The 10796-nt window shown below is 63.7% G+C and carries 14 protein-coding genes; 6 read left to right on the forward strand and 8 right to left on the reverse strand.

The features are described 5' to 3' along the window. Positions 1-40: 40 nt before the first annotated feature. The 3 genes from Tharo_RS17900 to Tharo_RS03430 are packed head-to-tail and all read left to right on the forward strand — an operon-like array spanning position 41 to position 1052. Positions 41-256, forward strand: coding sequence for an IS66 family transposase (locus Tharo_RS17900; RefSeq protein ID WP_003050067.1), 216 nt, complete (start codon positions 41-43; stop codon positions 254-256). Continuing rightward, positions 253-522: a hypothetical protein gene (locus Tharo_RS03425; RefSeq protein WP_003050070.1), complete on the forward strand. Its 270-nt coding sequence runs from the start codon at positions 253-255 to the stop codon at positions 520-522. The genes Tharo_RS17900 and Tharo_RS03425 overlap by 4 nt, the downstream gene beginning before the upstream one ends. 47 nt (positions 523-569) lie before the next feature. Then, positions 570-1052, forward strand: coding sequence for an AAA family ATPase (locus Tharo_RS03430; protein WP_013520789.1), 483 nt, complete (start codon positions 570-572; stop codon positions 1050-1052). A gap of 50 nt (positions 1053-1102) precedes the next feature. Here Tharo_RS03430 and mobH read toward each other — a convergent pair whose 3' ends face one another. Continuing rightward, positions 1103-2965, reverse strand: coding sequence for a MobH family relaxase (mobH, locus tag Tharo_RS03435; protein ID WP_107220008.1), 1863 nt, complete (start codon positions 2963-2965; stop codon positions 1103-1105). Between the two features lie 308 nt (positions 2966-3273). Here mobH and Tharo_RS03440 point away from each other — a divergent pair, with 308 nt between their 5' ends. From Tharo_RS03440 to Tharo_RS03450, 3 genes are read left to right on the forward strand one after another with little or no spacing between them, the layout of a single operon-like run. Next, complete coding sequence (locus tag Tharo_RS03440) at positions 3274-3591, forward strand: type II toxin-antitoxin system PrlF family antitoxin (RefSeq protein WP_008265574.1); 318 nt, start codon at positions 3274-3276, stop codon at positions 3589-3591. After that, positions 3591-4049: a type II toxin-antitoxin system YhaV family toxin gene (locus Tharo_RS03445; RefSeq protein WP_012205993.1), complete on the forward strand. Its 459-nt coding sequence runs from the start codon at positions 3591-3593 to the stop codon at positions 4047-4049. The genes Tharo_RS03440 and Tharo_RS03445 overlap by 1 nt, the downstream gene beginning before the upstream one ends. 27 nt (positions 4050-4076) lie before the next feature. Next, a complete protein-coding gene (locus Tharo_RS03450; RefSeq protein WP_107220009.1) occupies positions 4077-4451 on the forward strand; it encodes a DUF3742 family protein in 375 nt (124 codons plus the stop codon). Between the two features lie 19 nt (positions 4452-4470). On the opposite strand, the gene Tharo_RS03455 is transcribed toward Tharo_RS03450, so the two are convergent. The 7 genes from Tharo_RS03455 to Tharo_RS03485 form a co-directional block, all read right to left on the reverse strand. Next, positions 4471-5988: a conjugal transfer protein TraG N-terminal domain-containing protein gene (locus Tharo_RS03455; protein ID WP_107220010.1), complete on the reverse strand. Its 1518-nt coding sequence runs from the start codon at positions 5986-5988 to the stop codon at positions 4471-4473. Positions 5989-6003: 15 nt separating this feature from the next. After that, positions 6004-6375, reverse strand: a complete 372-nt coding sequence (locus Tharo_RS03460; RefSeq protein ID WP_008264618.1) for a hypothetical protein — start codon at positions 6373-6375, stop codon at positions 6004-6006. Beyond that, positions 6372-7778, reverse strand: a complete 1407-nt coding sequence (locus Tharo_RS03465) for an integrating conjugative element protein (RefSeq protein ID WP_012205992.1) — start codon at positions 7776-7778, stop codon at positions 6372-6374. The genes Tharo_RS03460 and Tharo_RS03465 overlap by 4 nt, the downstream gene beginning before the upstream one ends. Positions 7779-7788: 10 nt before the next feature. Beyond that, on the reverse strand, positions 7789-8736 hold the full coding sequence (locus Tharo_RS03470; RefSeq protein WP_012205991.1) for a TIGR03756 family integrating conjugative element protein: 948 nt from the start codon (positions 8734-8736) through the stop codon (positions 7789-7791). After that, positions 8733-9179 (reverse strand): TIGR03757 family integrating conjugative element protein, encoded by a 447-nt coding sequence (locus Tharo_RS03475; RefSeq protein ID WP_008266034.1) that lies wholly within the window; start codon positions 9177-9179, stop codon positions 8733-8735. The genes Tharo_RS03470 and Tharo_RS03475 overlap by 4 nt, the downstream gene beginning before the upstream one ends. A 164-nt stretch (positions 9180-9343) precedes the next feature. After that, the gene (radC, locus tag Tharo_RS03480; protein WP_012205990.1) at positions 9344-9838 is read right to left on the reverse strand and encodes a RadC family protein; all 495 of its coding nucleotides are present in this window, start codon (positions 9836-9838) and stop codon (positions 9344-9346) included. Positions 9839-10016: 178 nt separating this feature from the next. Then, complete coding sequence (locus Tharo_RS03485; protein ID WP_014596091.1) at positions 10017-10781, reverse strand: DsbA family protein; 765 nt, start codon at positions 10779-10781, stop codon at positions 10017-10019. Positions 10782-10796 lie beyond the last annotated feature (15 nt).

Consider the following 10796-nt stretch of genomic DNA (forward strand, 5'->3'; position numbering starts at 1 on the left):
GCCATCTGCTGTGCGCGGCCGAGCTGATTTCGGATTTCGTATGGGCGTAATGCATTCATCTGAATGCGCAAAGAGCATCAGACTTACTGTTGCCCGCTCGACGCTGGCACAGTGGGTCGGTGCGTGCGGCGCGCAACTGCAGCCGATGGTAAAGGCGCTGGATGACGAACTGCGTCGCCACGTGGTGCTGCACGCCCACGAGACGCCGATGCTCAAGCCCAAGCATCTTGGCGACGGCAAGGCGTACCCAACGTGATCCGCCGTCTGGCGGCGACCCAGCCCATGCTCGACAAAATCGTCGGCCACCAACGCCACATCGCTCAGGCCTACGGCATATCGATGGAGCATGCGCGCTGGCTGTTGACCACCGTGGCGTTCCACTGCCTTGCCGTGGCCGACACGGTGTACTCGGTCGCCGAACGGGAACCCGTCGTGGATGCAGACCGTGCGACGGAGGAAGCCGAGATGGAGGCCGAACTCAACAGGGCATGCACGCACTCATTGTTGGCATGCTGGCCTTGATGGATGCTGATGGCCTTTCAGGAGATAGTTGATCGTCGTTCTCGTTTGTGGGGGTTGAATGGAAATCCAGGGATGCCGTAATTGAGGAGCCTGGACGGCGTATCGTTCAGGAACAAACACGCACGGGCGGCCAGGCCCTGCCGTGGCTCGACATGACGGCCTTCCTGCGCGGGGCCATCGACCTTGCGCTAGACAACCATGCCAATGCGCCACGCAGCAATACGCAATGGGTGTTCTTCGACCGTGGCCTGATCGACGCGGCGGCAGCACCCCAGGCACTGGACGGCACTACTATTCTGGACACGATTGCCCAGTCGCATCGCTACCACTCGCGCATCTTTCTGGCCCCGCCGTGGCCTGAAATCTATGTGCAGGACGAAGAACGCCGTCACAGCATGGATGAAGCGCGGGCTGAATTCGAGCGGCTTCAGCGCACCTATCCAGCGCTGGGCTATGCGGTATCGCGGTTGCCCAAGATCAGAGTGGCGCAACGCGCTGACTTTGTGCTGGACACCTTGGCTAGCCGCTAACCTACCAAGGCGAACTCTACCGTATCTCACCGCCACGTAGGACTCCATGCTCAAATCTCTTGCGTAACTCTGAGATAAGGATTGTTGGGTGGTACTGCATCGAACAACCAATTCGCATCGATCAGCAAATACCCATGCAGCTTCCGGGACTTGCGCGGCCCGGTGACTTCACAGATCCAGATGTTCAAGCCGCTGTCGTGCTTTCGATGCAACCCCAGTTTCTCAAAGCGCTTCTGCACCCACTGCCAATCCGGCATCTTGTCCTGCCGTGCCAGCGTGCCGACATGAGGGTGCTCCTGGACGTAGCGCTGGAACACACCTGGGCTGACCAAGTAGGCCGTGTCATTCACGGAATGCACGAGCGCTTTTGCGTCGTTGATGATGAGCCGGCGCGAAGCAATTCCCTGTTTCAGCCACATCATGAAATGTTCGCCTGACGGGGGCGCTGCTGTTAGGGGTGGTTTAGCAGTAGATGGTGGTGGCGAAGGAAGCACTGCGGCAGTCGCTGGCATAGGAGTGCTGGGGTCTGCGGGGTAGCTTCTCTGTGCGACCGGCTCCACATCCTGCTCGGCACCAGGCGAGCCGCTCGTGCTCACCATTGCCAGCATGTCCTCCATGACATCGGACACGGGCTGGGCCTTAGGCGGTGAGGCGGTGACGGTACTACTGCCTTCCCAAGATGGAAGTTTCTGACCGTTCGGGGCTGCCTTCGCCATGGCCGCAGGCGGCATTTTCGGCGCCTCGGCGTCGTTTTCGGCGACTGCCGCGTCGATCGCTACCGTGCCTGCAAAAGGCGTCGGTCGCTCGCCAGATTCCCAGATCAGCGCAGGAGCGAGGCGCAACAGGGTGAACGAGTGGGACCAGCCGGTGGAACTGGTTATGGTCGCGCGCCAAATAGCCTTGCCGTCGGGCGCCGGCTGCAACATGCCGTGATCCTGGAGGACGTTGAACACCGCGGTGTTGTTCGCAGGGATGCCATCGACGCCTTGGGACAGCAGGTGCGCACGCAGTTTGTCCGAGACCGTTTTGCTCACCAGCCACAGGGCATCGTCGGTGAGCCAGCCATCGGAGGCTTCCGGCTGGTTCAGTTTCAACTGTTCCTTGAGCAGGTAGCGCAACCCGTCGAGCAGCTTGCGCTGCAGCGCGTGCTTGGGCGCAGCCATGGCGCGGGCCGGATCGCCGCCCAGCTCCTGGGCCACCGAGGCCCGGTCTGCCTGCACGACAAGTTCGCCCAGTACGCCGGCGTGCTCGTACTGCCCGGCCAGGACGTAGAGCAGTGGTGCCCACAGGGACGGATAGCCGCTGAGCCAGTCCAGGGCCTCACGGTCGAGCAGTTGGTGGTAGAGCAAACCTGTCGCGGCGCTGTGCAGGCGGTACTCGCGATCGTCGCGGTAGCGGAATCGGTATGGCTGGCGCAGCGGGCCGTGCCACGGATGCCAAGTGCTGCCGTCGGCCAGCTCCACGTGCAGATCGACGGCGATCTTGCCGATGTCGTGCAGCAGTGCGGCGTAGGCGACGGCAGCAGTCCAGGCTTCGGCTTGCGCGGCCTGGTCCTCGGGGTTGGCGCCGATGGGCAGCAAATGGGACTGCCGCAGCTTGAGGCTGTAGGCGACGATTTCCAGCCCGTGGTCGAGCATGCCGCCTGGGTAAGCATGGTGATGCGCTTCGGAGGCGGGGAAAGCCTGGACCAGCTCGGCATAGCGTTCCAGCGGCGCGCGGTACAGCGCGGCGAACTGCCTGCGCGAGAGCGAGGTGCGCTGCCAGATGTGTTCCAGCAGCTTCTGTCGGCGCGGTGTCGCCAGCAGCGACGCGGCTGATTCCGGCCAGATCAGCCCTTTCGGGAGATCGGTGGTGGGTGCTGGCGATGGAGCGGCAGCGTCCAGGGGCCGTTTTCGCTGGAACAGAGAGAGCATGTGGGTGTCCTGGTTGCGGGCCAAGCGGGAGGCCTTTTCGCCTTTTCGGGTAGGGCCTTTCCCCTTGCACCCCATTCCCTTGCCATTTCGGCCCTTTGGCCTTTAGAAGCCTTTGGATATAGAGTGGTGAGCATTGATCGTCCACCGTCAATGCGGGTGTGGCGGGGTCGGATTGATGCGGGAAGGCTGGCTGTTCCCACCCTACGATGAGGTTCATTGTTGGATGCTGGAGAACCCCGGTGAGACCTTTCATTGACGAGGTAAGGATATTTCCTTACAATGTAGGCATTGCGATCAGGAGAGCCACCATGCCTGCCATTCACGAAGTTGCCACGCTGACCTCCAAAGGCCAGATCACGCTGCCCAAGTCCATCCGGCAGGCGCTGGGGGTGGATACGGGCGGCAAAGTTGCGTTCGACCTGCGCGGCGGCGAAGTCGTCGTCACCCGTGCTGACGCCGAGCATGAAGACCCTGCCATTGCCGCGTTCCTGACCTTGCTGGCCCGCGATATTGAAGCGGGCCGGAATGTGCGTGGCCTGCCCGAGGATCTGGCTCGCACCATGCTGGAGCACGCTGGGCACAAGGTGGACCTGGGCGATGATTTCGATGAGGACGTGGAGATCTGATGCAACAGCATGGCTGGTCACTGCTGTTCCACGACAACCTGATCGAGCAGATGATGAAGCTGCGCGCGGCCGTGCTGCGCGCCCAAGAGAACGACCCGGAAGGGTTCGGATCGAACGCCAACGTCAAGTTCTTCCGGGCCTTGGTCCAGTTGATGCAAGACGTGGTGCCGAGTGATCCGGCGCGCGACGAATACCGCCAGGGCAACACCATGGGATCGGCCTATCGCCACTGGCGGCGGGCCAAGCTCGGAAGGCGATACCGACTGTTCTTCCGCTACGACTCGAAGGCCAAAGTCATCGTGTACGCCTGGGTCAACGATGAGCAGACTCTGCGGTCTTCGGGAAGCAAATCAGACCCGTATGCCGTGTTCGAGAAGATGCTCGGGCGCGGGAACCCGCCGGACGAATGGAGCGCATTGGTACAGGCAAGCAAGCAGGATTGGAGCAAACTGGAGTAGCGATTTCACATGTAGCAGGTGACGACCATGAGCACGACGACCCGCATCAGCACCGCAGAACGCCTCGGCCGCAGCTTTGGCCGTGGGTGGCGCGCCTATGCGCGTGGCGAACGGCGGGCGTCGAACTGGTTGGTATCCAAGGGTGTGCCGGTAGCTGGTGCCACCGTGCTGTTGTGGGTGGTCAAGCTGGCCGTGCTCGGTGTACTGCTCTATTCCGCGTTCTGGCTGGCACTGCTGTTGGTTTGTGTCGTGGCTGTGGGATGGGCAGCAAATCAGAGCCATTCAGACGAAGAGTTCCATTTGCAGTTTCCTACCACCTTGGAAGAACTTCGAGAGACACCGGGTTATGACCCGAATCTCTACAACGACACATCTCATGAGATGTACAAGGATGATGACTGACACTCGGCTTGAGCGTGCGTCACTTCAACTTCCTTGACATTGCGCCAGCTCCTTTTCCACCGGCAGCGCCTGCGTCCCTCGTACCTGCTGAGAAACTGTTTGCGATCGTTCCAGCGCGGATTCCGGCCCAGGTCAGCGCACCGATCCAAAAGGTGGGCAGCACGATGAACATCGTCCCCATAACGAAGTTCAACAACAGGTCGCCAAAGGCGTTGTTCAGCCCCACCAGTGGATCGAAGTTGGCGTGTGGCCGGTTCCAGCCGAAGCCCCAGCCATAAAGCGCATCGAGGATGGTGCTGTCGATCCAGCGCGCGAGCTGGAACCAGAAATCGACGAAGAACAGCGCGAACTGCACGACGCTCACGGTAACGACCGTCTTCAAGTCATAGGTGCCCACAACCAGCACCAGCGGGATGCAGATGACCAGCGCCATCTTGAGCAAGGCGAGCACCATAGGCAGCGCCTGGCGCACCACGTCCATGGCGGGAAATGCGGCAATCGCGCCGACGGCCATTCCGACGTCGCCCGTGGCCCGCGTTACGATGTTCGGCAGGGTCTTGTCGATCTGGCCACCGTAGTCGGTATAGACGCTGCCTTGGTTCAATTTCTGCTGCCGTGGCGAGGCGATGGTACGGATCACCGAGTCGTCCACCTCGGCCCGGCTCAGGAAACCGGCCCAGCCCGCCAGGCGATTCAGCAGGCTTGGGTCTACCTGCCCCAGCAGGCGTGCGCGCAGGCCGTTGCTGCCATCGGCCCACCACTGCCTGCAGGTCGGATAGCCGCCACCGCTGGCCACCTGCGCAAGCCCGGCGTCACGGGTGCTGTCGTAGGGCCAGTCATCGCGTGGTGTGCTGGAGCGGTAGCTGTCGTAGTAGCCGCCCGTGTCCGTGAAGAAGCGCGAGCCGATCCAAGTCACGTCGTGCATCTGCTGCTCATCAAGCTGAGGACGCTGCATGAACAATTTGGCGCGCGCCGGTCCGTAGCAGTCTCGCGAGAAATCCGCCACTTCCTGAGCCAATACCGGGTCGTCGATGCGCGTCGCATCGATCTCCATGCGCATCTGCCGCAAGTCGGTGCCGCAGGGAATCGCCGCCACCGAGGCACCGGTCACTGCTCGCGAGAGTGTGTGCATAAAGGCCCACCAGACGGGCACCTTCGCCGACTGGTTGTTGATGGTGCTGAAGGACTGCGACCAGCCGGTATCGGTGGGCTGCGGCACGCTGACCTGGCATTGGGCCGAGCGCGAGCTGTCGTAGCGGATGGTGTTGAGATCCACGTCGATGAATGGGATGCCGGCGAACATCACCACCACGATGGCGACGAAGACCCGGTTCTCGATGCGCGCAGCCGAGAGCACGCCCTTGTTGCCTTCGTCGGCGCCCTCCGCACGGGCCTTCAGCCATTCCTGCACGATGATGACAATCAAAGGCAGCGCGAAGACACCGCTCGCCACCAGCACCGCCCAGATGCCGTTATGGACGATCCACGACACCAGCGTCAGGTAGTACTCCAAGTAGTCGGTGGTGAAAAGCGTCATGACCCCGATCTCCCCTCAAGCGGCCTGCAGCAACAGGCTGGCTTCCAGCGCCACAATGGCGGCGACGCCAGCGATCTCGCTGCGCAGCAGTCGCCGCCGCGCCTGCCTATCCGCCCCGCGTTGGGCCTCACGCGCCAGCAGCCGGCGACGCATCCAGACCCAGCCGTAGGCGGTTGCGCCATACAGGCACAGCCGCCACACCAGGAAGTAGCCCGCCGTGGCCGTCAGCCAGCGCTCCCAGTTGTCAATGCTGCCGACGAGAAAAATGCCGACGATGTTGGCGCCCACGGCAGCGGCGACGAGCACCACCGTCCACAGCAATGCCTTCGCCGCGCGCCGATTCAGCAGCCAGCGCGGGCGCAGCCAACTGGCGCGCGTCGGGTTCATGGGTTGCCTCCCGGATTGCCCTTCTGGAGCCGGTCAAGGCGGTCGGGAATGGGATCGCCTTCGTAGATGCCACGCGAGCCAGCCGCGCGCGTGCCGTGGCGCTGGATGATGGCCATGGGGGAGTTGTTCGCCAGCTCGCGGCGCAGCTCCAGCTCGGTCTTGAGGTTGCGGATTTCCTGGTCGAGCGTGTCGCTCTCGTGGTTCACGGCCTCGACCGCCAACTGGTTCGCCGCGACGTTGGGCTCCTTCTTGCCGGTCAGCAGGGTGCGCTGGAGCAGCAATGCCTTCTCCAGCACCGACGCCAGCGCGACCTCCGAGGCCAGGCGCCGCGCCAGCAGGTCTTGATCCGGCTCGTCGCGCAGCGCCTCGATGACGCCGCGTGTGATGGGCAGCGAGGTGCTGCCAGCCGCACGCAGGTTCTCGAAGGTGGTGTTGCGCGTTCCCGAGACCAGTTCCTGCAAGGCTTCCAGCTTTGCCTCGTACTCCTCCTGGATCAGCGGCGTCAGCCCGACGCCGGGCACCGTTTCGGTCTTGGTGCAGGCATCGCAAGTGCGCTGCACCTGTTCGCCGAGAACCCGTGTGGCCCATTCGGTCGCCTGCTGTGGCGAGGTCCAGGTCTGGCAAGACAGACTCGCGCAACTGGCGGCAGCGATGGACGATGTGTCGGTCACGCTGCGGCCGTTGACCAGGTTGTAGCCTGCGCGGGTGACGTCGCCGACCACGCGGATGGCCGACTGGCCTGCGCCGCCCGCATTGCTACCACCCACCCAAGGCACGCCGTCGTTGCCGCGGCGCGTCTCCGCCTGTTCAATTGCCGACACGGCATCCGTGCTCGACACCGCATCGCGCAGTGCCATGCCTTCGGCCATCTGGCTCCAGCCGAGTTGTCCGCCCGCCGTGTCGGCCATCTTCTCGGCCATGGCACGGCAGGTCAGCTTGGATCGGTCGAAATCCAGGCGCGCCTGCAGCACGCCGTTGGTCAGCAGGTTGTACAGGCCGGGATCGGCGCGCTGGATGATCAGCGCAGGCAGCGATGCCACCGCGCTGGTGGCGCTCTGGATCACGTTGCTCATGATCTGCTGAAAGCCGTTGGTGACGCCGTTGAGCTGGTTGCGCAGCGTGGTCTGGATGCTCATGTCGCCGCAGATCAGGTTGCTGTTCCAGCCCACGCCAACGCCGATCGAGCGCATGCCGGCCACGCGGCCCATGGACACCGCGCTGCCGCCGCCAATCGAATACATCACTTCGTCGCCGATCACGGAGCCGCCGGTCTGAAATCCGGCCTGCGCCCACGCCAGGCCGCCGCCAAGAACGAGTGCGCCAGCCAGCAGCCCAGCCAATACCGTGGGACGCAGCAGGCGGCACGCCTTGGTGGAGAGGTTTGTCAGTTCAGGACGCTTCATCGCCGTACCCTCATTGGAAATCGACGCTGCCGAGGAATACCTGGCCGCGACGTTCGCAGCACGCATAGGGCCGCCACAGCGCCCAGGCGTAATCGCCCTGCTGCGCCTGGGTCAGGAAGCCGCTGCGCGGGAACACCGTGCAGGACGAGGACAGGACGGGCGTGAGTTCCTGCCACTTGCCCGTCGAGGCATCGCCTTCCATCAGCGCGCCGGCAGGCCAGTAACCGGGCCGCGAGTTGGCGAGCAGCGGCTGATAGACGTGAATCTGCCCACGGCGCGTGACGACATCGCCGGCGCGCTGGGCCACCACGGCGCCGGCCTTGTGGTCGTCGGCCTGGTGCAGGAAGCCGCCGCGCGGATAGACGTTGCCCCACAGGTTCATCGTGGTGCGCGCGCCGACCTCGCGCCTGCCCGGAATTAGTGCCTCCGGGTAGGCCATCTCCGGCACGTTGTAGCGCCAGGCCAGTGTGTCCAGGGTGCTGAGCAGATACGGCATGAACGCCGTGCCCGCGCCCTCGCAGAAGTAGCCCGACGATGAGACGAACTGGTTGAACACCTCGACGCCGGGATGGCCGATGACGTCCGCGTTCTTGAACTTGGCGAGATTGTTTTCGTGGTCTTCGTTGGTGGTGCCGTCCCCGCCGGCCTGCGCGGATGGGTTGGGCGCGCTCATCGCCCGGACTTCGACCCAAGGGTTCTCGCCGGTGTTGCTGTAGCTGGAGACGACCGCATCGGGGATGTAGTGGCGGACCTTGATGGATGTGCGCACCGTGCAGCCCGTCCAGGTGCAGTAGAGCCAGTAGCAGATGCCGACGACGCGGTATTCGAGGCAGTCCGGCGATGCCACTGAGCCAACGATGGTTGCGGTGTTGAGGGCGTAGCTGCCCGTGGCGCTGAGCAGCAGCACTGAGACCACGCCAGCACGCAGGCGGCGCATCCGCTCGAAGGGTCGGGTCATGGCTGCGGCCTCCGGTGTTGCTCGATGCGCGCGACGGCACGGGCCACGTCCGGCTCGCCATAGACCACGTAACGCTGATCCACCACGACCGCCGGGATGCTGGTGACGCCCAGGCTCCATGCGTCGGCGACGCCCTGGTATGCGGAAGCAATGCGGCGCTGGAGGTCGGCACCGCCGTTGTTCAGACGGCGCTTGACGATGGCCGTGGCCTGCTCAGGATCGGCGGGCAGCTGTGCGGAAAGCTCGGCTTCGATGCGCGGGCCTTCATCCAACTCGATCAACCGCTCGCCACCCATGGTCTTGACCGGGTGGCGGCTGTCGGTGACGACCACCACATCGGCGGCGAAGGTGGCTGGGCTGAAAACGGCCAAGGATGCCGGCAGTGCAACGGCCAGGCCAAGGGTTCGCCAGCCGGATGCGAAGCGGAATAAAGATGCTGGCATGTCGCGTGCCCTGGAAGTTGATCAGAGCCATAGTCGAACGCGAACCCGCTGCCGCCCCAACAAACAATGCGCATCGCGGGCACCCCGCATACCTGTTCGGTGCTGCCGCATGGAAAAAAGCGGAGGCCGAAGCCCCCGCTGTGATCAGTGAACCACGGGCCTTCCTACAAAAGACCAGACTCGGCGAACGAGTACGGTGTGCCCTGACCAATCACGAAATGGTCAAGTACCCGCACGTCGATAAGCGCCAAGGCCGTCTTCAACTGCTCGGTCAGCAAGCGATCCGCATTGGATGGCTCGGTGGTGCCCGAGGGGTGCTGATGGGCGAAGATGACCGCAGCGGCGTTCAGTTGCAAAGCGCGTTGCAGCACGACACGCGGATAAACCGAGGTCGCATTGATCGTTCCATGGAACATCGGCTCCACGGCCAGCACGTCGTGCATGCTGTTCATGAACACGACGACGAATATCTCATTGGGCTCGGCGACCAGCTTCAAGCGAAGGTAGTCCCTGACCGCAGCGGGCCGTTCAAGACGTGGCCCTGCTTTGAAAACCCGTCGCTCCAGCAACACGATGGCTTGCTGGACGATCCAGTCCTCGTTCTGAACAGAAATATCGGAAAGCGACTCCAGGCAGGAGTCATTGATGACGACAGACATGGCGAACCTCCAGGCAGGGAAATCGGAGGGCGCACATGCCCCTGGAGGGCAGGCCCTCCAGGGAATGGAACAAGGTGCATCCATCACCGCAGCAGCGGTGATCGTTCGCGGCCAGGATGCGGGGCGAACGGGTAGCGGTCAGCGCAGCGTGCTGCGCCGTAGCCTCAATGACCGCGGGCTACCTGGGCATGTCGCCGACGACGTCGGCAGGCATTTCCGTAGTGGGTGAAACGACCGAATCCTCAGCTGCCAGCATGTCCATGGCCGACAGCAGTGCATCGCCTTCGATAGGCCCCTGCAGCAGGATCGCCTGGCTGGTCTGGCGATCGTGTAGTCGCAGGGATGGCGTCGCGGTCACGCCGCCCTTGGTGGCTTCCTCGGCCTGAGCGCGAATCAACGTTTCGGGCCGCTCGCTGGCCAAACACTGCTCGACGGCTGGGTTTAGGCCGGGATAGCGCAGGCCCTCGGGCAAGCCCAGGCCGTCACTGCGCGTGTGCGCATAGACCCATTCAATGGCCTGCCAAAAGGCCACATGCCCGCCACTTTCGGCGGCGCACTCGGCCAGGCGTGCCTCGGCAGAGGCGGCCGGTTCGTGCGCGGCCAGCGGCTGGTGCTGCCATTGCAGGGCTACGTCCGCGTTGGCGCCCACCCAGCGTTTGAGTTGCGGAAAGTACTCCCGGCAGAACGGACATTCGAGGTCGGCATAGAGCGTCAGCGTGAACCGGCCCTGCGCGTTGCCCATTTGCCAGGGCGGCCCGGCCACCTGCGCGGTACTGACCGGCGCGGGAGCCAACGACGCGGGTTCGCTGGGTGCGCGGGACACGAGCCAGATCAGCAGCAGCGCGATCAATCCAGCGGCCAAGAACCAGGGCCAGCGCTTGCGCGAGCGCCGATGGCGGAGCGCCTGGACTGGCATCGGAATGGAAGGATGTTTCGGTTTCACGGCAGTCTCCGGCGG

The sequence above is a fragment of the Thauera aromatica K172 genome (assembly GCF_003030465.1).
Lineage (GTDB): Bacteria > Pseudomonadota > Gammaproteobacteria > Burkholderiales > Rhodocyclaceae > Thauera > Thauera aromatica.

What these genes read in the sequence shown, in the direction of transcription:
- Tharo_RS17900 (WP_003050067.1), top strand. Translation starts at nt 41, where the DNA reads ATGGGCGTAATGCATTCATCTGAATGCGCAAAGAGCATCAGACTTACT.
- mobH (WP_107220008.1), bottom strand. Translation starts at nt 2,965, where the DNA reads ATGCTCTCTCTGTTCCAGCGAAAACGGCCCCTGGACGCTGCCGCTCCA.
- Tharo_RS03440 (WP_008265574.1), top strand. Translation starts at nt 3,274, where the DNA reads ATGCCTGCCATTCACGAAGTTGCCACGCTGACCTCCAAAGGCCAGATC.
- Tharo_RS03445 (WP_012205993.1), top strand. Translation starts at nt 3,591, where the DNA reads ATGCAACAGCATGGCTGGTCACTGCTGTTCCACGACAACCTGATCGAG.
- Tharo_RS03450 (WP_107220009.1), top strand. Translation starts at nt 4,077, where the DNA reads ATGAGCACGACGACCCGCATCAGCACCGCAGAACGCCTCGGCCGCAGC.
- Tharo_RS03455 (WP_107220010.1), bottom strand. Translation starts at nt 5,988, where the DNA reads ATGACGCTTTTCACCACCGACTACTTGGAGTACTACCTGACGCTGGTG.
- Tharo_RS03460 (WP_008264618.1), bottom strand. Translation starts at nt 6,375, where the DNA reads ATGAACCCGACGCGCGCCAGTTGGCTGCGCCCGCGCTGGCTGCTGAAT.
- Tharo_RS03465 (WP_012205992.1), bottom strand. Translation starts at nt 7,778, where the DNA reads ATGAAGCGTCCTGAACTGACAAACCTCTCCACCAAGGCGTGCCGCCTG.
- Tharo_RS03470 (WP_012205991.1), bottom strand. Translation starts at nt 8,736, where the DNA reads ATGACCCGACCCTTCGAGCGGATGCGCCGCCTGCGTGCTGGCGTGGTC.
- Tharo_RS03475 (WP_008266034.1), bottom strand. Translation starts at nt 9,179, where the DNA reads ATGCCAGCATCTTTATTCCGCTTCGCATCCGGCTGGCGAACCCTTGGC.
- radC (WP_012205990.1), bottom strand. Translation starts at nt 9,838, where the DNA reads ATGTCTGTCGTCATCAATGACTCCTGCCTGGAGTCGCTTTCCGATATT.